Origin of the sequence: Corynebacterium sp. HMSC074C04 (genome assembly GCF_001838295.1) — a bacterium.
GTDB lineage: Bacteria > Actinomycetota > Actinomycetes > Mycobacteriales > Mycobacteriaceae > Corynebacterium > Corynebacterium amycolatum.
The window spans coordinates 758230-779377 of record NZ_KV836272.1; the positions used below are offsets into that span (position 1 = coordinate 758230).

Annotated in this window: 19 protein-coding genes and 1 tRNA gene; 7 read left to right on the forward strand and 13 right to left on the reverse strand. The window is 58.6% G+C overall.

Annotation, left to right across the window (positions count from 1 at the left end):
• The 4 genes from HMPREF3011_RS11460 to HMPREF3011_RS07720 form a co-directional block, all read right to left on the reverse strand.
• Positions 1-5005 (reverse strand): fatty acid synthase subunit beta domain-containing protein (locus tag HMPREF3011_RS11460; RefSeq protein WP_246821469.1); only part of this gene is annotated, 5005 nt, incomplete at its 3' end.
• 393 nt (positions 5006-5398) lie between these two features.
• Positions 5399-5596: a hypothetical protein gene (locus HMPREF3011_RS07710; RefSeq protein WP_038628037.1), complete on the reverse strand. Its 198-nt coding sequence runs from the start codon at positions 5594-5596 to the stop codon at positions 5399-5401.
• A gap of 182 nt (positions 5597-5778) precedes the next feature.
• Positions 5779-6192: a hypothetical protein gene (locus HMPREF3011_RS07715; protein WP_070841356.1), complete on the reverse strand. Its 414-nt coding sequence runs from the start codon at positions 6190-6192 to the stop codon at positions 5779-5781.
• A 29-nt stretch (positions 6193-6221) separates the two neighbouring features.
• Positions 6222-6641 carry a hypothetical protein gene (locus tag HMPREF3011_RS07720; protein WP_038628031.1) on the reverse strand — a complete coding sequence of 140 codons (420 nt, stop codon included), beginning with the start codon at positions 6639-6641 and terminating at the stop codon, positions 6222-6224.
• Between the two features lie 913 nt (positions 6642-7554).
• On the opposite strand from HMPREF3011_RS07720, the gene HMPREF3011_RS07730 reads away from it, so the two are divergent.
• Entirely contained in the window at positions 7555-7746 is a 192-nt protein-coding gene (locus tag HMPREF3011_RS07730) for a hypothetical protein (RefSeq protein WP_141737473.1), read from the forward strand.
• Between the two features lie 142 nt (positions 7747-7888).
• The gene (locus HMPREF3011_RS07735) at positions 7889-8356 is read left to right on the forward strand and encodes a hypothetical protein (RefSeq protein WP_141764752.1); all 468 of its coding nucleotides are present in this window, start codon (positions 7889-7891) and stop codon (positions 8354-8356) included.
• 287 nt (positions 8357-8643) lie between these two features.
• Here the strand turns inward: HMPREF3011_RS07735 and HMPREF3011_RS07740 are convergent.
• Positions 8644-8725: transfer RNA gene (locus HMPREF3011_RS07740), tRNA-Leu, on the reverse strand.
• Between the two features lie 223 nt (positions 8726-8948).
• Between HMPREF3011_RS07740 and HMPREF3011_RS07745 the strand changes: the two genes are divergently transcribed.
• A complete protein-coding gene (locus tag HMPREF3011_RS07745) occupies positions 8949-9344 on the forward strand; it encodes a hypothetical protein (protein WP_016422268.1) in 396 nt (131 codons plus the stop codon).
• Between the two features lie 33 nt (positions 9345-9377).
• Positions 9378-9731, forward strand: a complete 354-nt coding sequence (locus HMPREF3011_RS07750; protein WP_005511118.1) for a DUF3817 domain-containing protein — start codon at positions 9378-9380, stop codon at positions 9729-9731.
• 46 nt (positions 9732-9777) lie between these two features.
• Here the strand turns inward: HMPREF3011_RS07750 and HMPREF3011_RS07755 are convergent, their stop codons facing one another.
• The 8 genes from HMPREF3011_RS07755 to clpS all read right to left on the reverse strand — a co-directional run bounded on the left by HMPREF3011_RS07755 (position 9778) and on the right by clpS (position 15891).
• Positions 9778-10479: a non-canonical purine NTP pyrophosphatase gene (locus HMPREF3011_RS07755; protein ID WP_038628019.1), complete on the reverse strand. Its 702-nt coding sequence runs from the start codon at positions 10477-10479 to the stop codon at positions 9778-9780.
• On the reverse strand, positions 10476-11237 hold the full coding sequence (gene rph, locus HMPREF3011_RS07760; RefSeq protein WP_038628017.1) for a ribonuclease PH: 762 nt from the start codon (positions 11235-11237) through the stop codon (positions 10476-10478). The genes HMPREF3011_RS07755 and rph overlap by 4 nt, the downstream gene beginning before the upstream one ends.
• 68 nt (positions 11238-11305) lie before the next feature.
• Positions 11306-12088 (reverse strand): MBL fold metallo-hydrolase, encoded by a 783-nt coding sequence (locus HMPREF3011_RS07765; protein ID WP_049182001.1) that lies wholly within the window; start codon positions 12086-12088, stop codon positions 11306-11308.
• Between the two features lie 73 nt (positions 12089-12161).
• The gene (gene murI, locus HMPREF3011_RS07770) at positions 12162-13028 is read right to left on the reverse strand and encodes a glutamate racemase (protein ID WP_371440767.1); all 867 of its coding nucleotides are present in this window, start codon (positions 13026-13028) and stop codon (positions 12162-12164) included.
• Positions 13029-13136: 108 nt separating this feature from the next.
• The gene (locus tag HMPREF3011_RS07775; RefSeq protein WP_070841358.1) at positions 13137-13811 is read right to left on the reverse strand and encodes a rhomboid family intramembrane serine protease; all 675 of its coding nucleotides are present in this window, start codon (positions 13809-13811) and stop codon (positions 13137-13139) included.
• A 16-nt stretch (positions 13812-13827) separates the two neighbouring features.
• A complete protein-coding gene (locus tag HMPREF3011_RS07780; protein WP_038628006.1) occupies positions 13828-14931 on the reverse strand; it encodes a P1 family peptidase in 1104 nt (367 codons plus the stop codon).
• 84 nt (positions 14932-15015) lie between these two features.
• Positions 15016-15567: a DUF2017 domain-containing protein gene (locus tag HMPREF3011_RS07785; protein WP_070841359.1), complete on the reverse strand. Its 552-nt coding sequence runs from the start codon at positions 15565-15567 to the stop codon at positions 15016-15018.
• 30 nt (positions 15568-15597) lie between these two features.
• Entirely contained in the window at positions 15598-15891 is a 294-nt protein-coding gene (gene clpS / locus HMPREF3011_RS07790; RefSeq protein WP_005511165.1) for an ATP-dependent Clp protease adapter ClpS, read from the reverse strand.
• Positions 15892-15972: 81 nt separating this feature from the next.
• Between clpS and HMPREF3011_RS07795 the strand changes: the two genes are divergently transcribed.
• The 3 genes from HMPREF3011_RS07795 to HMPREF3011_RS07805 all read left to right on the forward strand — a co-directional run bounded on the left by HMPREF3011_RS07795 (position 15973) and on the right by HMPREF3011_RS07805 (position 21145).
• A complete protein-coding gene (locus HMPREF3011_RS07795; RefSeq protein WP_016422259.1) occupies positions 15973-17283 on the forward strand; it encodes a nicotinate phosphoribosyltransferase in 1311 nt (436 codons plus the stop codon).
• A gap of 137 nt (positions 17284-17420) precedes the next feature.
• Positions 17421-19403 (forward strand): ATP-dependent DNA helicase, encoded by a 1983-nt coding sequence (locus HMPREF3011_RS07800; RefSeq protein ID WP_187402571.1) that lies wholly within the window; start codon positions 17421-17423, stop codon positions 19401-19403.
• 164 nt (positions 19404-19567) lie between these two features.
• Positions 19568-21145, forward strand: a complete 1578-nt coding sequence (locus HMPREF3011_RS07805) for an AMP-binding protein (protein WP_070841360.1) — start codon at positions 19568-19570, stop codon at positions 21143-21145.
• The last annotated feature ends 3 nt before the right edge of the window (positions 21146-21148 follow it).

The following is a 21148-nucleotide window of genomic DNA, read 5'->3' on the forward strand; positions in this document are numbered from 1 at the left end:
TTTCCGGCTGAATTTGGTCGCGCATAAACACTGCATCAGCATCACGTTCGAGATTGAGTACTCGAATGTCGCGGCTTCGGTGGCGGGGCAACTGGCAGGTACGAGCGGCCAGGTTTGCCAGTGTGGGCGCTGTGCCTACACCGACTTCAACAATGCGGCTGACACCGAGATCCTCAAGCAACAGATCCTGCGTTTCAATCCACCTCACCGGTGAGCAGAATTGCCAGGCCAGCAACTCGACCAGCAACATGCGGGCCAGGCGCGCCGGGTTTTCAGCGGCAGAGTCGAAATCGGCAAGGATGTTTTCCAGAATGTCTGAGTCGACAACTGCAGCCATCTGGCGGACGAACTTCTCAGTCAGCTCAAAAGAGGTCGCAGTGAGATTCGGGATATAGCGTCCCACCAGGAGTTCTGGAGCGATTTCCGCTGGCAGCAGCCGCTCCAGGTGTTTACGGAAGGAATCCACACCGTCGCGTAGGACACTGGAGTGGAATGGCACGTCAATACCTGGGATACGCACGTATCCCTTGCCGTCCGAGCTGCGGCGCTCGCACTGTTCAGCCAGTGCTGCAAGCCCCGCGACGGTGCCGGCGACGGCGTACTGCTTGCCTGCCAGGTTGAGATTTACGACTTCGAGGAACTCACCGATTTCCTGCGACAACCGATTAACAAACTCGGTGACCTCGTCCTCGCCTACGCCAATCTTGTCCGGACGCAGGGCGCACAAACCATAGTTGGACCTCCCCTGCTCATCACGTTCGACCAGTTCATGCATGGTCAAACCGCGGCGGTAGACAACCTCTAACACGGCGTCTGCGTCAAGCGCCCCAGCGAGAGCCGCCAGCGCGTTGTACTCACCGACAGAGTGTCCCGCAAAGTGAGCTGTTTCATCCAGCAGCCCTGCTTCACGGAGCTCCGCAACCTGTGCCAGCCCCAACGTCGCCATCGCAACCTGGGTGAACTGGGTCAGATTCAGAACACCCTCTGGGTGGAAGTAGCGCACACCATCCACGACCACCTCTACCGGGTTGTCCCGGACAATAGCCAGTACGGAAAAGCCAAGCTTCTCTCGGGTCATCGCATCAGCCTGGTCCCACACGCGGCGGGCCGCTACGCTGCGAGTCCGAGCAGACAGCCCCATCCCCTGTGATTGAATCCCCTGACCAGGGAAGACATATGCGGTCTTCGGTGCGGCGATTACAGCAGTGGCGGTCAATACCAGCTCGCCATCTACTGTGGCCGTGACTTCGCGGACTTCACCGGCGCCTGGGCGGTCATCAAAACCACGGCGTTCGACAGAGAATTTCACTTCCTGTCCAGGCAGAACCGGACTCAGCATAGTCGCAGTGAACTCAATCACCCGGTTGCCAATGCCGGCATCCGACGTGGCGACAGCCGCATGCTCAGCCATCGCCGACAGCCACATTCCATGGACAATAACCCCTGGTAGACCAGCTAGCGCTGCTGCACGGGAATCGACGTGGATAGGATTGCGATCGCCCGTGACACAGCTAAATGGCTCCATCGCCTTAGGCGCTTCCACGGTCAACGCACCGCGGAAACTCCGTGGCGTATCCGTGACCGTTGGAAATGGCACAGTGTTGGTCCGAGCTGTCTCGCCGCCGTTTCGGCCACGAATGGCAAAGCGTTCACTCAAGGTGGCGAGCAGCGTATCGCCATCACGAACCTCCGCGCGCACCACAACTAGTCGCCCTAAGTCCGTATCAACGATCTCGTCGACACGCGCACTAATCCGCAACGTTGTGGTTTTCTGCGGTAGAGCTCCAATCATACGAATGTGATGCTCAAGGTGAACAAGCGCGAGCATGCCCTCAACAACATCAATGCCGGTCTCAGTACGCGCCTGCGCGACTGCCGCAAAAATCGCTGGCCAAGCATGCCCAACCAACGCGTCCGGCACCGTCGCCTGTGACTCATCGCCGGCAGCTGCAATAGTGACCGCATCGTAGTCAGCCATCGCCATCGGATCCCACACGGATTCCCACTCCGCGACCCCATCGACGATGTTTGCAAGCTCACCGCCAGCTGCGATTCGCGTCAGCTCCCGCATCGCGGCCGCCGCATCCTCATGCTTAACGACGGGCACTGCGCCCACCGCTGCACTCTGACACAGGCGAATTCGCAGTTTCGTATTCTCACCCGCAGCATCGGGTAGCGGAACCGTCAGCTGTGCCCATACGAGGTCCTCCCCGCCCTCATCATTGCTCCCATCAGCTCCAATGATCTCCAAAATGGCACCAGTACCTGGGTGTTCTAGGCGTTGCGAACGAGAGACATCACTTGCATCAGATACACATACCCACTCATGTTCCGCGCCAAGTGCCAGCGCCGGATTCGGCTGCTGTCGGCCAGCCCACCAAATCACAGGTGCTGCGAGCATCCGGCTGAGGGCGTCAACAGGTACCTCCGGCAGGTAGCCGGTATCCATCAATGCCTGTGCGGTAGCTTTTTCAAACCGACCCAGAATCTCCGCTACTGGCTCATTCGCGCGGGTAATGCCCGAAACAGCCTGCGGCCCAGGGATGATGCAGACTTGATCCGCATCGTAGCGAGAGTCATGCGCCTGCCATAGGGAGTCCGATCGCCACCAGCGACGAACCTCAGCATCGATAACCGGAACGAACGGCACAGGCTTGCCCGGGGTGCGGCAGAGCTCAGAGATAAAGAAGGTGACATCTGCTGGATGGAGCTGGGTATCCAGGTCTAGCAGGCCGGACAGTCGCGAGATTTCGCTGCGCGGCTGGGTGCGCAAGCTGTCGCCGTCGGCAAGCGCGGCAAACGTGCCCGCGTCGACTGCACTTAGTCGTGCCTCTACGCGGTCGACGAGTGCGACGAAGCGCGTCGACCACGTTGGATCGAGGAACGTCCCCTCGGGCGCGCACAATTCGAGATAGCGGTTCAGCACCTCGGCATACGTCATGGTGCTGACATCTCCGAAGTACGGCTTCGCGGTGGAGTTAATTGCCTCGATGATCTCCGCGCGTCGTTCGGTGACCTTAGTGAGGTCACCTGCGACTTCGTCAAGCAATCTGCCTGCGCGTGCTGCGGCGTTTTCAATTTCGTGGATATCAGCACCCAACTGGCTACGCCCCGACGCCATGCCATCCATGGCGCTACCGGCGGGAATCCAGTTGTCAGTGCCGACGGTGTCGACCAGCATTTGTTTCACGGACTCAGAGGAGGTCGACTCCTTTGCCGCCATCGCAGCTGTGCCGATGATGACAGCATCTACCGGCATCGGCGCCAACCCGTAACGTGTCGACCACGTGCCCATCAGATAATCACGGGACTGTTCTGGCTTGCCGATGCCACCGCCAACAGCAAGCACTACATCTCGCCTGCGGATCTTTGCGTAGGTGTTAATTAGCAGGTCATCGAGGTCTTCCCAGGAGTGATGGCCACCAGCACGCCCACCTTCAACTTGCATGATGATTGGATACGGCGTGCCATGCTGCGCCAAGGTATCCGCGATTTCGAGCACCGACTCGATTTGTGCGATTGTGCCCGGCTTGAAGGAAATATACGGAATTCCGCCCTCGCGCAGCTGCTTTACTAGCTCTACTGCCTCGTCCACCTCGGGGATGCCCGCAGAGATGGTGACACCATCAATCGGTCGACCGGCTGCCACCGCACGCGGGAGCAAACGCCGGCTTCCAATGTGCAAACCCCACAGGTACGGATCCAAAAACATGGTGTTGAACTGTGCACTGCGGCCCTCCTCGAGCAGTTCGGAGAGTCGCGCCACATTAGCCTCGAAGATTTCCGGCGTGACCTGGCCGCCACCGGCCAGCTCTGCCCAGAACCCGGCATTCGCTGCAGCCGCCACAATTTCAGGGTCAACAGTTGTCGGGGTCATACCGCCGAGCAGAATTGGCGAGCGCCCGGTCAACTTGGTGAACTTCGTCTCGACACGGGGCTTAACCCCAGTGACCAGCCGCGGTGCAAACTCCAGCCACGATGTCGGATACTCAATGTCGCTCTCAGACAGGATGCTCCTCCCCGCAGCTGTTGCCGCAGCAATCACCGCCACGCCGTACCCTTCAGCGTTACGTTCTGTCAGCTTGACGACGCCCGTGTGTGGCCCCAGATCCAAAATGGTGGTTGCCCCTTGGTCGATGAGCCCCCGCACCTCAGCGCTCCAATCGCTGGAGTCAACCAAGATTGCACGCGCAAGCCAGTCAGCTGTTTCTGCATCCAGCCCAATGCGCTCAGCTCGCTCCACTACCCATGCCGCAGCAGGCGCCAGTGCTGGGTGATGGAATGCGCCGCTAACTGGCAAAACTGTACATTCGACAGCCCGCCCCTTCTGCTGCTGCGCTGTGAGCTGCTCTGCCAGCTGTTCTAGTTCATCTTGCTTGCCGATAACTACGCTGGTGGTCTGCGTATTCTTCAGACCGATGACACAGTCCTGGGAGAGGAAAGGTTCCAACTCCTCGACCGTTAGGCCAGAGATACTCATCATCGGCGCGCGCCCAAATCCGGCTACTCGGCTTCCGCGCGCACACGCCACACCGATGAGGCGAGCTAGTGCAAGCAGTTCTGCTGCCTTCTCTGGATGAGCGACAATCTCAGCGGTAAGAACACCTTGCGAATGACCGGTTACCGCTATCGCGTCATCGATATTAATTCCCTGCTTTGCCAGCAACTCAACAATGCCCAACTGTGCTAATACGATGCCCGGCACGCTGACTGCAGGGTTGGTTGTATCTCCGGTAAATGGGTCGTCTGTCACGAGTGAGATTGCCCAACCAAAGGGGTCGAAACCTGCGGGAAGCTGGCCGATGAGATCGTCGTCAAGCGGTGCGAGCAGTTCCTCAGCGCGAGTGAAAACTTCCCGTAGTTTCTTTGAGTTGCCACTGGCCATGACGCTGGAGAGAGTGTCCAGCCATGGTTGCGATTGACCGGCGAAAGTGACTGCAAAAGTACCCAGATCTGGAGCATTTACGACATTGGTCTGCAAAGTGGCGAGTTTTTCGTATTTCACGTGGCTGAGGTCCTTGTCTTGTGGGGTACGAAATGAAAACATCTTTTGTTTCCAAATCCTTGCCAGGACACTATGCCATAAATCATGAGGAATCCATCATGTTTTTCTGATGCGGTTCTGTGGTCATGTCAGAGGGAAAATAGTTTGGCCCCCTAAAGTAGGGAGTCCGGAATAGCAACGAGGTCAACGGGTCCAGCACCCCAAAAGCAAAAGAATTCCGCAGGTAGGAAACAGTGTTTCCCCGCTGGGAAACTACTTGCGCTTCATCCCCGCGGCAGCATCGGCTACGGAAAATGAAGCCACGATGACTGCGTCGATTTACACCTAATCGGTGATGAACATCACACTCAGAATGAGCGTCAATGTGCGACTAGAACGCTCAGTTTTCGCCAATTAATCGCCTAGCGCATCCAAGATTGCGGACTCCGCTTCTTCTAAGCGCCGCTCTGACTCTTCAAGGTCCTGCTGCGACCTACCGTCGCGCTCGACTTTGCCGTCGAAGATTGCGCAGGGATCATCGTTGACCACAGTGTCGTCGGGAACTATGCCACGACGCGCCATGTACTCATCCAGATGCATCGAGATGCTCAAGTTGCCTCCCTGCTTCCACCTTACGATTCAAGTTACGATTCGAGCAGCGTCATTGTATCGACAGGTTCGATCGCCCTACGCAGTGGAATGAGCGAACAGAGGTTTCCCAGAATGGTACTCACACGCGCTGTGCGGCTGCCCCGTTTTGTGTTCCCGCCAAAAGAGGCGGGACTGTCGCAGGCCTACAACTGGTCTGGCGGCCAGGGCTTTCCATCGGGGAAATCCCGGTCATATTTCCAGCCCAGGCGAAAGGGGAGGACGTATTTCTGGGGACTGTTGTTCGCTTCCCACATTGATTTTGGCTTAGTCGCTTTCTCGGCTTCTTCCCGGTCGGTGTACACCCCGTAACAGATGGGGTCCCAGAAGTTGCTATCGGTGATTTCAAGAGTGGGGGTGCCGGTGAACACTCCGTAAAGGAGTTGGTCGCGGCTTTCGACCTCGACTTCGAAATCTTCCCAGGTGCCCATCATTCCGCCGGGTTGCGCGCGCCACCAGTTGTCAATCGCGAGGGCAGTTTCTTCGGATTCGACAAAGCCGCCGAGAGGTTCAGTGTTATCCGGGTAGCGGGGATAAACGACGCAGACAACAATTTTCATAGGCAATATTCTTGCGTTCTGCGGGAGGCCTACAGCTGGTCTGGTGGCCAGGGCTTTCCATCGGGGAAATACCGGTCAAACTTCCAGCCCAGGCGGAACGGAAGCACAAACTTCGGAGGGCAGTTGTTGGCCGCCCACATCGTCTTAGGTTTTGCCTCGCGCTCAGCTACCTTACGGTCTGTGTACACCCCGTGACAGATGGGGTCGTAATAGTCTGGCTCGTCAATTTTGTGGGCGGGCGTACCACTAAATACCCCGTAGAGAATCTGGTCGCGGCTATTGACCTCGACCTCGAAATCTTCCCAGGTGCCAATCATGTCGCCAGGTTGCGCGCGCCACCAGTCGTCTATCTTGCGGGCGGTCTCCTCGGACTCGACGAACCCGCCGAGAGGTTCCGTGTTATCCGGATAGCGGGGATAAACGACGCAGACAACAACTTTCATAGTCATGGTTCTACACCCTGCATGGGAGATTGGCGACCTCGGAGTAGCTTCGGGCGTAGTAGGTCTTCCCCCGATAGACGATAGTTCCCAACGTGACACCGATGAAGCGGGTATCTACTTTCCCGTTACATGTAAATGCAATGTTGTTCTGGTCTAGACGATTCGTGTTGTAGGCAGAATCGCGCACCCCGCTTAGGGCAAGCCTCCACGCGGTGTAGTATTTGTACCTCAAGTCGGAGCTGTGTTTGATACTCGTGACTGGGACGCTGCACTTTGTGTGTGGCTTGAAGCCAATGGTTCCCCAGTTACCTGACTTCCGTAGGTGGATGTAGTCCAGCCATAGGGTGCAGGGGCCATATTCCTTGACAGCCCGAACGGCGGTGGTGCCCTCGTCAAGTGGGGTATCAGATAGGACATAGGGAATCGCGATAGACCCAAGACTCTCGTCCACTTGGGCCTGGGCGGGCGCTGCTGTTCCTAGGCTGGCGACGCTGATTGCCACCGCTGTGAGTAGGGATATTGTGCGTGTGCGCATGGTTGGAGCCTTCCGTGAGTACGCTTACCAAACCGTTGGCGACAAGCTGCCCCGCGGTATTTTATTAGCTGGGCGACTGTCACTTATAGAATGGTTCACTTCCTGCCTCAATGAAAGACCTGTACCTTTCGGCTACCCCAAGCCGAGCTAGCCCGTGTCTACTCCTCTAGACACGAGCAGCTTGCCCCACGAAACTTGGCACATGCCTACATACACAGCAAAGGTGGAACGCTCCGGAGACCGGTGGGCTGTTGCAGTGCCCCAGGTTTCAGGACTATTCACCCAGGGTCGCAACCTTGTCGAGGAAAAAGACAGTTGCGCCGGGCGTTAGAGCTGTACCCGGAGATAGAGACAGACCCGGACACCGCCGAGATAGTCATTCAGATGGACACTCCCCGCGGGGAGGAGGCCGCCACAGCTATTGCCCGTAACCGTACCCTCCTCGTGGAAAAGGCGGCAGCCGCAGCCGCAACTGCTCGCGCCTCCCGCCACCTCGTAGACCGGGGATTGGCCTACCGCGATACAGCCACGCTGCTCGATATTTCATATCAACGGGTTGGGCAGCTCGTCACATAACCCACCTGCCACCTATCCACACACCCCGCCCGACGCGACTGTGCACCGCCCCATGCAGCAGTGCCCTCGCGCCGGGCGTTTCCTGTACGTGACCTAGGAAAAAGGAGACTTTTGATCGCGCCGAAGCGGCGTGCCAGGCGCTGTGACGGAGCGCACTGGTACCTACAACGAGGTGAAAGTCGAGCGTGAGCGGCGCATGACCGCGGTGGAGGGTAAGCAGGCACGTCAGCGTGCCACCCTTGGCGCAGAGATAGACTCCGACTACGCCGAGACGCTGGCCGAAGCAGACCGCACGGTGAACTCTGCGGTGGAGACAGTCAATGCGGAACTGGACGCGTGGCGCGAAACTGTCACCGCCGGGGTCTATTCCAAGACGGTCACGCGCTCGGAGACGGACCGCACGGTCATAGGCGAGACTACTAAGACTGGCGAGAGCGCACCATCTCTATGCCGCCGCAGGTTGTCGAGCAGCTGCGCCCACGGGTTGCAGGCCGCCACCCTGCCGAGCTGGTGCGGTGCACCCTCCACAGCGACCCGTTTACTGACCCGCTGCTCTACCGACGGGTTCACATTCCTGGTGGACCTCCACCATGAGCACGTGCGCGGATGACGATGACACGTTTCCTAAGAGACTAGGCTGTCATGACCTCCTCACACCTCTGCCTCACTGCTCATTGCCTCTAGTGCCAATGTCATGCAGGTGCATAGGCAGCTGGGGCACGCGCGCGCCCGTCCATCACCCTCGATGCGTGCTCTCATCTGTTCGACACCGGACTGGGTGAAATCGGGCGGGAAATGGGCCAGATTTTGGGCACGCGGCCTAATGAGGGCGGAAAATCTGACGGGCTGGAGAACGAAGATACCCCGTGACCTGCATAGTCACGGGGTATTTATGTGTGCGCCTGGGGAGACTCGAACTCCCACGCCCTAAGGCACTGGAACCTAAATCCAGCGCGTCTGCCAATTCCGCCACAGGCGCCCGTCGCGAATCCGTGACAGTTACGTACAGTCCCCGTAAGCATGGACTACTTATTAGCCACCTACAGGCACAACGAACTTTCACAGCTCATTTGGACTGTACACACTTTAACGGGTTCGCCGCAGATTTCCTAATGTCCTAGCAGAATTCGTAATGCCGGATCCCCTGCCTTATCCAGCGAGCGCGCTAGCTTGGCAGGTCACGGACTAGCTATGGTGGTTATGTGTCCACTTCACAGCATTCCAATACCACTGACAAGCCAGCGAAGATTCCCACTCGTACCCGCGTGGTGCAACTAATCTTCTTGGCTCTTGCAGTCGGCGCCACTCTTGCACTCGCCTACTGGCAGCTCAGCAGGTGGAACACAACCAGCTCATTCCAAAACCTGGGCTACGCACTGCAGTGGCCAGCTTTCGGCCTGTTCTTTATTTGGGCCTACCGCAAGTACATGGAGTACGAACGCGAACGCCTGAGCGGCAATAGCGAGGCCGCATTTGAGGCTAAAGACGATGTCATGACGGAAATTCCAGACGAATTCCTGCCGACCAACCCAGATGGCTCGCGAAAGGTGCAGCGTGTGGATGAGACACAATCGACGGATTCTGGCACCAACGCCTAGGCGATAACTGCTTATTCGAGAAAAGGACTTTTAGTGACCAACATCAATCCAGATCGTCAAGAGCGCGTAAGGAAGGCACTGACGTACTTCTCCGTCACCGCCTATTTCACGGGCGTGATGCTGCTCTTGCTGTGTGCCGAGATGATTTACAAGTACCTCATCCTCGACAACTCCGCCGACGCGCCGCGGTGGTTCTTCTACACCGCCCAGATTCACGGCTTCGGCTACATGGCATTCCTCATTGCCACCGTAAACCTGGGTACCAAGGCCCGCTGGGAACCAGCAAAGTGGATTATCACCGCGCTCGGTGGCGTAGTCCCGTTCCTCTCCTTCTTCGTCGAGAAGAAGCGCCGCGAGGAAGTCGAGACCGCTTTCCAGCTGAAGTAGCGGGCTCTCGGCAGCCCGAGGGCTCGCCCGTGGGCTCACCCCAGGGCTATCCCTCAGACTCTGCCTCAGCCAGGATTTTCAGCGCCGGAGTCAAGGCACGCAGTGCACGCCCCCTGTGACTAAAAGCGTCCTTGTCTTCGGCGCTCATTTGTGCCGCAGACAAAGTGGCCTCAGCTTCGTTGCCCTCTCCAACTGCGGGCGCGAACACCGGATCATAGCCGAACCCATTGTCCCCAACAGGCTCGCGCAGAATGGAGCCAGGCCAGCGGCCCTCTACAACCAGCAGCAGGTTACCGGCTTCATCGAGGACGGCTGGGAAACCGCCGTCGGCTAGCGCGGACGGCACCTCCTTGACACCGGGGACGACCAACGCGCAAGCGGTACGGAAGGACGCCGTACGACGCTCATCTGGGCAGTCCCCCATCTGAGCGAGCAGCAGCTCGTAGTTAGCGACATCGTCTCCGTGGGTGCCGGACCAGCGCGCCGAGAGCACACCCGGCATACCGTTTAGCTCATCTACGCTGAGCCCCGAATCGTCAGCCAAGCACGCGTAGCCGGTGTGTGTCGCACCATCGAAAGCCTTGATGTAGGCGTTGTCCGCAAAAGTGCGACCGGTTTCAGGGCGCTCTGGGTACTCCGGGACGTCGCTAAGCGAAAGAAGCTCCACCGAATCAATACCCGCCGCACGCAGGATGCGGTCGAGCTCGACTAGTTTTTTAGAATTTCGGGTAGCGACAAGGAGCTTCACGGCAGCTCACCCGGGTACGGCGCACGCAGAACTTCCTGCTGCAGGGCGATGAGCTCACGAAGACCCTTTTCCGCAGAGTCGAGCATGTCATTCAGCTGACCTCGGTCGAAGGTGCCTTCCTCGCCAGTGCCCTGGATTTCGACGAACTTGCCCTCTGCGGTCATCACCACGTTGAGGTCCACCTCAGCGCGGGAGTCCTCCTCGTAAGGCAGGTCCAGGCAGACGCGGCCGTCAATAATGCCGACCGAAACAGCTGCGACTGGCGCCTTCAGCGGAGTGCCCGGCACTGCGCCCGCTGCATGCAGGTAGGTCAGGGCATCAGCCAGCGCAACGTACGCACCGGTAATGGAGGCGGTGCGGGTACCACCATCCGCCTGCAGAACATCACAGTCGATGTTGATGGTGTTCTCACCGAGCTCCTTCAAGTCGATAGCAGCTCGAAGAGAGCGACCGATTAGACGGGAAATCTCGTGGGTACGACCCTTGACCTTGCCGCGCATCGACTCGCGGGGCATGCGCTCGTGGGTAGAGGCCGGCAGCATGGAGTACTCAGCAGTCAGCCAGCCCTCGCCGGAGTCACGCTTGAATCGCGGCACCGACTGCTCAACGGAAGCGGTGCACATCACACGCGTATTGCCGAAAGTAACCAGCACAGAACCTGCCGGATTGTCGGTGAAGCCACGAGTGATGGTCACCTTGCGCATTTCATCAACCGCGCGTCCATCGGCACGGCGAAAATCGGAATTAGCTGTAGTCATGCCAACTACCCTACCGCCCGGCGCGAAAGCGGTGCGACAGCTGTACGGAAACCCGATAATCGATGAGACTAGCCGCCTAGCTCCATGCCCAGGTAGGCCAATTCAACGTCACCGGCAAAGGTACTCTTCGCAGCACCCAGTGCTTCCTCACCGTCGGCGTATGGCGGAATGTGAGTCAGCACCAGCTTCTTGACCCCCGCCAGCGTCGCTGCCTTTCCGGCCTCATAGCCCGTCAGGTGCATGTCCGGCGGTGTGCCCTCTTCGTTACTGCACCATGTGGCTTCACAGATGAAGATATCCGCATTCCGCGCCAGCTCCACCAGTTCATCGGTCCACGCAGTATCTCCGGTGTATGCAATGGTCAGACCATCTGCTTCAATGCGGTATCCAACAGCTGGCACCGGGTGGACCATGTTATACGGCGTGACGACGGCGCCTCCGTCCGCTTCGCCCCCACCGACTAACAGTGGTTCACCGGGGCTACTCACAACCTGGTCAAAAGTGTCTTCCAGGTTGGCATCTTCTTCACTTCCCAGTGCTTTGCACATGGTGCCTATCCGGTCGTGAATGTCTCCGGGGCCAACCAGGAGATTCCGGGAACTCGCCGGGGCTGTCGGGTGGAAGCGACGCCAGACGAGCAGCCCTGGAATGTCTGCAGTGTGGTCTGGGTGCACATGAGTTAGTAACAAATCACAAGCTGCAGGATCAGAGATCTTCTGCAATTCGGCGAGGACACCGGGACCCAAATCAATGACAAAGGTTCGACCGTTATCCAGCTCAATGAGGTAGCCAGATGCTGGCGCCGATGGGCCACCCATGCTGCCTGTACATCCCAGAACCTTCAATCGCATACTTCAAGCTTGCCATGTAATTGATCAAAACCGAGCAAAAAACCAATGGAGTGTCTGGATTTAATAAGAAAGGTCACATTTGGGAATGCATAGTGACCTGGCTAATACCGGGCCCGAGGAAGCGCTTTGCCAGTGATGCAAAAACTTGCGGATCTCCAGTGGATTCAAATGTGCGCACAGGGGTCGGATTACTCTCCGGGTCAGCGAGCATGTCAGTCTTTGTGAGGATGCGCAGAACGTCCTTCGACGTCTCCTCCGCCGAGGACACTAGGGCGACGTCCTCCCCCATGGCCAGCTGAATCACACCAGACAGCAGCGGATAGTGGGTGCAGCCCAGCACGAGCGTATCTACACCATCGGCCTGCAACGGCGCGAGGTAGCCCTCTGCAAGTCCCAGAATCTGGCGACCGGAGGTGATTCCTCGCTCGACAAAGTCCACGAATCGCGGGCAGTCGACCGCGGAGACATCCACGCCGGGCACTGCATCAAAGAGATCTTGGTAGGCACGGGAGCGAATCGTGGCGGCGGTACCGATTACGCCGACTTTTCCGTTCCTGGTGGTCGAGACCGCACGGCGCACGGCGGGCAGAATGACCTCGACTACTGGGACTGGGTAGCGCTCGCGGGCATCACGCAAAAATGCGGCCGAAGCAGTGTTGCAGGCAATGACTATCATCTTGCAGCCGCGTGCAACCAGTTCATCGGCGATCGCTTCAGCGTGCTGACGAACCTCGGCGATGCGCAGCGGGCCGTAAGGGCCGTTGGCAGTATCGCCGATGTACATAATCGACTCGTGCGGCAGCTGATCCATGATGGCACGCGCCACTGTCAGCCCACCGACACCGGAGTCGAAGATGCCAATCGGCGCTGTTCGGTCGGGGAAGCCGCTATCCTCCGCCGTCAGCTGATTGACTGCCTGAGTTCCTGCTTCTGCTCCCACCGCTATCTGGACTCCTCATATCGTTGGTCAAACACCGAAGCTCCTATTCTAGGCCGTTTCCGCCAGGAGCTGATGCCGCTTACCTCGGGCTCTTAGCGATGTGCACTCTTAGCCACGCGCACGACCGCGCTTAAACATCACCGCAGCCCAGATGCCCGCAAGCCCACCGAAGAGGTGCATCTGCCAACTAACAGCCATCTGTGTTGGCAGCACTCCCCAGATAAGACCCGAATACATCGATGCCAGAATCACGCCCAAAATAATCTGCATCACCCGACGGTTCACGAAACCGCGCACGACCAAAAACGCCAGCCAGCCGTAAATCAGCCCGGACGCACCGATGTGGACGGTATTTGCACCGCCGACCAACCATGTCAGACCGCCACCAACGACCGTAATCAAGAGTGTGACCTGCCAAAATAACCGCTTCGACGACATTGCAATCAAACCGGCGAACAACGCCCCGGGCAGCGAGTTCGCCACAATATGCCCGTAATCTGCGTGCAGCAGCGGTGCGGTCAAGATTCCCCACAGAGTCGAGGTTTCGCGTGGGCGCACACCGAAGTTGTTCAGTGCCCCACCAAAGATGAATTCGTTGACCAGAAAGACCGTCCAGATAAGTACCAGGTACCCAATAGCCGTACTGATGGCCGCCCCGAGCCCGCCGTCGCGATCCTGTGGAACAATCTGATTATTCCGCCGCACCTGCACGGGACCGCCCATCGGGTACTGCGCATAGTTCTGGTAATTCTGCTGTTGTCCCGAGCTCCATTGCGCATTCATTGGCGAACTTCCCTCACTACTTGTCCAGCATCTCTGACAGCGCGGCTACTCCCGCGCGTCCCGTTGCACTCATCACGGCATCGACAATAGCCATCTGCACCGCATCGGCCGCCATCGCAGCCAACAGGGCCACCACATCCGAGCCCACGGGTTCAGCGTTTTCGCTATCCGCTGCCTCGGCCGAGCTGAGCGCAAACAGCGTGTCACCGTCCATCGGTGCATGAGCCGGCCGAATCGCTCGTGCCAGCCCATCATGACCGCACATCGCCAACCGCTTCAACTGCGCAGTCGTCACCGGCGCATTGGTTATCAACGTGCCAATCGTCGTGTTTCGCGTGCTTGCCGACGACTCCCCGTCGCCAGCCGCATCTGCGAGAATCTTGGTTCTACCGACGAAAATCTGGTCCAACTGGGCCAATGCCTCCTTGCTGGCACCGGCAGCCGCCGGCATTCCGTAAAGGTGTCCCTCCGGGTCAATGACTGCACCAAAGGAGTTAACCACCATTGCGGCAGCCACAAAGTACTTACCATCGGCGGAGGTCACACGGGCTTGTCCAAAACCACCCTTAATTGCCCCGGCCATAGCGCCAACACCGGCACCTACTGTTCCGGAGGGAGTGTCCTCCGGGACGTCGTCAAGCGCGTGCGACAACGCCTCGCGCCCGAGTTCAGCGGTGGGCAGCGTCGGCTCACCTAACAGCAAGTCGAAGATGACAGCACCGGGAACGATGGGCACGAGGATATCTGGACGAGTTGGAGTGACCTCAAAGCCAATGCCGCGGTCACGCAGTTCGCGCATAACTCCGTCGGCAGCTGCAAGGCCGTATGCGGAGCCGCCAGCCAAAACGACAGCGTGGGCGCGTTCGACGGTATTCTCCGGTGCGAGCAGGTCGGTCTCGCGAGTGCCAGGACCGCCACCGCGGACATCGACAGCGCCGACAGCACCGCCTGGAGCGGCGATGACGGTGACTCCGGTATCCCCCTCAGCAGCATGGCCGATGGAGATGCCGTCGATGGAGTCGAGACATCCTGCGCCAATGTCGATGCTCGTGCCCAGCGCAGCACTGCTGGCTTGGTGTCGAATGTCGGTGGGGCTGATTGCGAAAATCTCAGAATTCATTGTCGCCTACGGCACCTTTCACCACAGTTCATGGCAGTTAGCCTCAGTTGATTACTGCATCTTTCGGGGTTTTGCTCGGATTCGTTACTCGCTCATAAGCTGATCCAGCAGTGACTCTTGGTTGTAGGACAGCCACTGGTACATCGCGTCGGTCTGCTCAATCTGCTCGATGGAGCCATTGAGGTTCTCCATGGAAACGTGCAGGTAAATACGTAGGTCATTGATTCCTGCAACCCAGGCATGGGCATCGCTTTCCGAAATGGATACCTGCCCCGACTCGGCGGGCTCCAGTGCGTCGATAATCGCACGCAGGGAATGGAGCTTGCTCTCTACAATCTCCGACTCATGCAGCTGGCGCATGAGGGCGTTTTCCCCCTCCACGCTCTCCTCACCCGGCTTGGTGAAGTCCGGCAACAGTCGCGCAAGCTTCGGATCGGATGGAGCCTCGGAGTGTCCGACGGGCATTCCCGTCATTTCCGCGAGCTCATCCTTCGGCGCCGACCGGGCTCGTTCCATCAGCGAGTCCGCCACAGTAGCAGCCAGATTCAGCAGCAAATCCCGCTCCGTGCCTTCAAAAGCCGTGACGTACTTGACGCCACCGCCGAGAAGGGATCGCTTGCGCTTCCAAGGACGCATGTAAATTCTCTCCCGCTGTTAAATATCGGCTTAGTCAGCCTGCTCCATTGTTGCCCACAAGCCTGCCTTGTGGAGCTTCTTCACATCAGCCTCCACCTTGTCACGCTCACCGGAAGACACGATTGCCTTGCCCTCCGTGTGAACCGTCATCATCAGCGCGTGCGCCTTCTTTCGGTCCATGCCGAAGAGCATCTGGAACACGTAGGTGACATAACTCATCGAATTAACCTGGTCATCCCACACAATGCACTGCCAGGGTCGGTTCGATTCCGTCACGACATCGGCATCCATAGTGGGCATCGGTGTTGCTGCTGGCATGCTCATAGGCACCAGGATAGTACGGAGTGGCGCGCGCTCGCCGGAACCGACTGCCCCGGCCAGCTTCAGCCGACTAGACTATTGACCGTGATTGATAAGCATTCCTCCACCGCCCTTCTCACCGATAAGTACGAACTGACGATGCTGCAGGCATCGCTTGCCGACGGATCCGGCGAGCGCCAGGTCGCCTTCGAGGTGTTTGGCCGTCGTCTGCCGAATGAGCGCCGCTATGGCGTTGTCGCTGGGACAGCGCGTGTATTGGATGCTATCCGCAACTTCCGCTTCACCGAGGAACAGCTGGCTTCGCTGGACTTCCTCGACGACCGGACGCTGGATTACCTGCGTAACTATTCCTTCAGCGGCCAAGTCGACGGCTACCGCGAAGGAGAGCTCTACTTCCCCGCCTCGCCCATTTTGACTGTGCGGGGCACTTTCGCCGAGTGTGTCATTTTGGAGACTGTTATTCTCTCCATTCTCAATGCGGACTCCGCCATCGCCTCGGCAGCGACCCGAATGGTCACGGCTGCCGGTGGGCGCCCGATTATTGAAATGGGTTCGCGTCGTACTCATGAAGAAGCAGCTGTGACCGCTGCCCGCGCCGCCTACCTGGCAGGTTTTAGCGCCACCTCCAACTTGGAGGCAGCGGCACGGTACAACATCCCAGCCTCCGGTACCGCTGCGCACGCGTGGACTCTGTTGCACACCAACCCAGATGGCACGACGAACGAGGCTGCAGCCTTCAAGGCTCAGATTGACACGCTGGGAACCGACACCACTTTGTTGGTGGATACCTACGACATCACCGAGGGCGTTAACACTGCGATTGAGGTCGCAGGCCCGGAACTCGGCGGTGTGCGCATTGACTCCGGTGACCTGGGCGTTCTCGCTCGCCAGGTGCGGCAGCAGCTGGACTCGCTGGGGGCACACAACACCAACATCGTAGTGTCCTCTGACCTCGACGAATTCGCGATTGCGGCACTACGGGCAGAGCCGGTCGATGTCTACGGCGTGGGCACCTCGGTAGTCACTGGCTCCGGCGCACCGACTGCGGGACTGGTCTACAAGATGGTCGAAGTTGATGGAGTGCCCGTCGCCAAGCGCTCGTTGGACAAGCGAAGCCACGGTGGCGTGAAGGCGGCGATTCGTACCTGCCGCCGTTCCGGTACCGCCGTGGAGGAAATCGCTTTCCCGCTCGGCTCGGAAATCCCGGATGTGGGCAACCTGCACTACCGCGATCTAACCATTCCGATGATGCGCGATGGCGAGGTCGTCGATGGCCTACCGACCTTGGAAGAGTCCCGCGATCACTTGGTTAAGGCGCTGGTCAGCCTCCCGTGGGAGGGGCTCGCACTTTCCCGTGACGAGCCGGTACTGTCCGTCCGTTTTCACGGCGTTTAGGCGGCGGGGGAACTGTGTCGGATACTCCCGAGCACGCAGATTTTGCAGAGCTATCGGACGGCTTTGAGGACTTTGACGATGTTGACGATGCTGACGAGCTAGCTTCGCCGAGAGCCAGCGTCCATGACTCGGACAGCATCGAAGCTCTTCTCGATGCAGCAGTGAAGGGACTCGGCGGAACAACTCGCCCGAATCAGGTCAAAATGTCCCGGTCGGTGGCCTCCGCCTTTGCGCGCGAGCGACACCTAGCGGTACAAGCCGGTACCGGTACTGGTAAGTCACTGGCCTACCTGGTGCCCGCCATTGTGCAAGCAATGGAGTCCGACGAGTCGGTAATCGTTTCCACGGCGACCATTGCGCTGCAACGCCAGCTGGTCGAACGCGACTTGCCGCGGCTAGTCAGTTCGCTAGAGCCACACTTGTCCCGCACGCCAACCTTCGCAATCCTCAAAGGCCGCTCAAACTACCTGTGCAAGTCCAAGGTCGGAAATGTCATCAAAGATCCCGTCATCGACGGTGATGAATCCGAGCCGACCGGTATGGGCGGCCCAACTGCTCTACTCAGCGAAGCGCAGCTCAGCCGAACCGCTGCCGAGGTCATGCGGCTACGCGAGTGGGCCAATGACACCGACACCGGCGACCGCGACAGCCTGGACAAGGGCGTCTCCAACGAAGCCTGGCGGCAGGTCTCCGTCACGGCCCGCGAATGCGTCGGCGCCATTTCCTGCCCTTTCGGCGAGGAGTGTTTCGCCGAACAAGCCCGCCGCGAGGCCTCCAACGTCGACATCGTTGTCACCAACCACGCCCTGTTGGCCATCGATGCGCTCTCCGACGCCATGATCTTGCCGCAGCACGACTGCGTCGTCATTGATGAGGCTCACGAGCTCGACGGCCGAATCACCTCCGTTGCCACCGACGAGCTCTCCCCTGCCGGTATCACCATGATGGCCCGGCGCGCCCGCAAATTCGGCGCCGCAGAGCAGGTCGATGATGTCACCGATGCCACGGATCTACTCGGCGAGACCGTCGCATTGCTTGCCGACGCCTACAGCGGCGCACTCGAAGAAATTCCCGGTGAGCTGGGAGCGGCACTAGCTTCGCTCCGCGATAGCCTGTGGCAACTGCAAACCACGCTGGGCACCTCTGGCTCAGGCAACTCTGGCGGGTCGGGCTCCGGGGGTTCGGGTTCCGACTCTGACAGCACGGAGCGCCAGACCGTGCGCGCAGCCGTGGAGAATATGCACGATACTGTCGTCCGGATTCTCGAGTTCAGCAGCGACGATGTCGTATGGCTTGGCGAGAACAAGACAGTTTATGTCGCTCCCCTGTCCATCGCAGCACTACTTCGCGAACGCCTCTTCGGCGAATCCACCGTCGTTTTGACCTCAGCAACACTTGCTCTTGGCGGCAAGTTCGATGCTATGGCCGCTGCCTGGGGGCTTCCCTCCGGCGGGTGGGATGGCTTGGACGTCGGCACGCCCTTTGACCCGCAGAAATCTGGCATCCTCTACGTCGCACGCGACCTGCCTCGTCCTGGACGCGATGGCGCCACGCCAAAGCAGTTCGCGATCATGGAACGCCTCATCCGCGCCGCTGGTGGGCGAACGCTGGGGCTGTTTTCTTCTCGCCGAGGCGCCGAGGCAGCGGCGGAGGAAATGCGCAAGCGCCTGCCTTACGACGTCCTGTGCCAAGGCGATGACTCTATCGGCGCTCTGGTTGATCGCTTCGCAGCTAATCCACAGACATGTTTGTTTGGCACGCTGACGCTGTGGCAAGGCGTCGATGTTCCTGGCCCATCGCTATCGTGTGTCATCATCGATCGTATCCCGTTCCCCCGACCCGACGACCCGCTACTGTCCGCGCGCTCCGATGCGGCTAATGCCGCTGGCCGAAACGGTTTTATGGAGGTTTCAGCGACACATGCAGCGCTACTGATGGCGCAAGGTTCTGGTCGTCTGCTACGTCAAGTCGATGACCGCGGTGTCGTCGCGGTACTGGATTCACGGTTGGCGACGGCGCGCTATGGATCCTGGATTGCCGCATCGATGCCTGACTTCTGGCGGACGACTGACCTCAATGTCGCTGCTGGTGCACTGACTAGGCTGACGCGGGACAGCTAGCTAGGTAGTCATTTCACATAAGAAATGACATTTTTCCCAAAATCTGCACGAACTGTCAGCACACCTACTACTGTGATGTGAAACACAACGAAGCTAACACGGTGATCCTTGTTCAAGGAATTCATCTGAAGCCTGACGCACGTGCAGAAAGGTTGTTTTCCCCTATGCCGCTGACTAGCAGTCTTCCCAACATCGATATTCCGGAGACCTCTCTATTCGATTTTCTGTTTGGCGAAATCGAGCCTCGGCACAAGGATAAACTCGCAGTAGTTGACTCCGGCTCAGAGGTAACTTTCGGGGATTTGAAGGCCAGCATTGAGGCCTTCGCGGGCGCTCTTGCTGCACGTGGAATTAAAAAGGGCGATGTTGTTGCCCTGCACTGCCCTAACTCCACCACCTTCGCAGTCGCTCTGCACGGTGTTCTTCGCGCAGGTGCAATCTGCACGACTGTTGCCTCGCTGGCAACTGCCGAGGACGTTGAAACGCAGCTGCGTATCTCTGACGCCAAGATGATGCTGACGACTTCGTCGATTGGTTGGGCCGGTGCTAACGGCGCTGAGGCCGCTGGCCTCCCGGAAGAGATGATTATCGGTCTGACGGGGCTTCACGGCATGGGTGAGCTGCTTGCTGAAGGCCATGCGGGACCAGATGTAGACGTTTCTCCCGATGACGTTGCTGTCATTCCGTTTTCTTCTGGCACCACTGGTGTGCCAAAGGGCGTCCAACTCACGCATCGCAATCTTGTTGCCAACGTGGCTCAGGCAGGAGCAGCAACTGTCAAGGCATTGGATGAGACAACCCCGGCGGTTACGATTCTGCCGTTCTTCCACATCTACGGTTTGACTGCTCTGCTCAATCTTTGCCTCTGGCGACGCACTACCCAGTACACGATGGGCAAGTTCGACTTGCTGGATTTCCTTTCCATTATTTCGGAGCACAAGGTCAAGTTTGCGTTCATCGCACCGCCGGTCGCAGTTGGGTTGGCCAAGCACCCGGCTGTCGATTCCTTCGATCTGTCCAGTCTGGAGACTATTTTCTCCGGCGCAGCTTCGCTTCAGCTGGATTTGGCGGAGCAGGTGGAAAAGCGCCTCGGCTGCACTGTCGCCCAGGGCTACGGTATGACCGAGTCCTCCCCTGCCGCGCACATTCGTATCGGACACGACAGCCCACTGGATTCCATCGGTCGAGCAGTCCCGAACACCGAGTACAAAATCGTTGACCTCGATACTGAGGACCTCGATGAAATCCCAGTTCCTGAATCAGGACGTTCCAAGTCCGGAGAACTGTGGATTCGCGGTCCTCAGGTAATGAAGGGTTATCTCAACAATCCCGAAGCTACGGCTGCAACGCTTGTCGACGGCTGGTTGCGAACAGGCGACGTTGCGGAACTCGACAAGGAAGGGAATGCGTACATTGTCGACCGCTTAAAGGAACTGATCAAGTACAAGGGTTACCAGGTACCACCGGCAGAACTTGAGTCCGTGCTTCTCGAGCACCCGGATATCGCTGATGCTGCCTGCAGTGGTGTCATTCGCTCCGATGGTGAGGAAATTCCGAAGGCATATGTGGTGCTCAAAGAAGGAAAGTCACTCACTGCTGATGAGGTAATGGACTTTGTTGCCGACCGCGTCGCACCGTACAAGAAGGTGCGAGTAGTCGAATTCATGGATGAGATTCCAAAATCGGCAACCGGCAAGATCCTGCGCAAGGATCTTAAGGCCATGGAGGCAGCACGCGCTTAGCTG

Coding starts and splice junctions, on each gene's coding strand:
- HMPREF3011_RS07765 (WP_049182001.1), bottom strand. CDS start 12,088: ATGCGATTGAAGGTTCTGGGATGTACAGGCAGCATGGGTGGCCCATCG.
- HMPREF3011_RS07730 (WP_141737473.1), top strand. CDS start 7,555: ATGGACACTCCCCGCGGGGAGGAGGCCGCCACAGCTATTGCCCGTAAC.
- clpS (WP_005511165.1), bottom strand. CDS start 15,891: ATGAGCATGCCAGCAGCAACACCGATGCCCACTATGGATGCCGATGTC.
- HMPREF3011_RS07720 (WP_038628031.1), bottom strand. CDS start 6,641: ATGACTATGAAAGTTGTTGTCTGCGTCGTTTATCCCCGCTATCCGGAT.
- HMPREF3011_RS07780 (WP_038628006.1), bottom strand. CDS start 14,931: ATGAATTCTGAGATTTTCGCAATCAGCCCCACCGACATTCGACACCAA.
- HMPREF3011_RS07805 (WP_070841360.1), top strand. CDS start 19,568: ATGCCGCTGACTAGCAGTCTTCCCAACATCGATATTCCGGAGACCTCT.
- HMPREF3011_RS07715 (WP_070841356.1), bottom strand. CDS start 6,192: ATGAAAATTGTTGTCTGCGTCGTTTATCCCCGCTACCCGGATAACACT.
- HMPREF3011_RS07775 (WP_070841358.1), bottom strand. CDS start 13,811: ATGAATGCGCAATGGAGCTCGGGACAACAGCAGAATTACCAGAACTAT.
- rph (WP_038628017.1), bottom strand. CDS start 11,237: ATGACTACAGCTAATTCCGATTTTCGCCGTGCCGATGGACGCGCGGTT.
- HMPREF3011_RS07785 (WP_070841359.1), bottom strand. CDS start 15,567: ATGCGTCCTTGGAAGCGCAAGCGATCCCTTCTCGGCGGTGGCGTCAAG.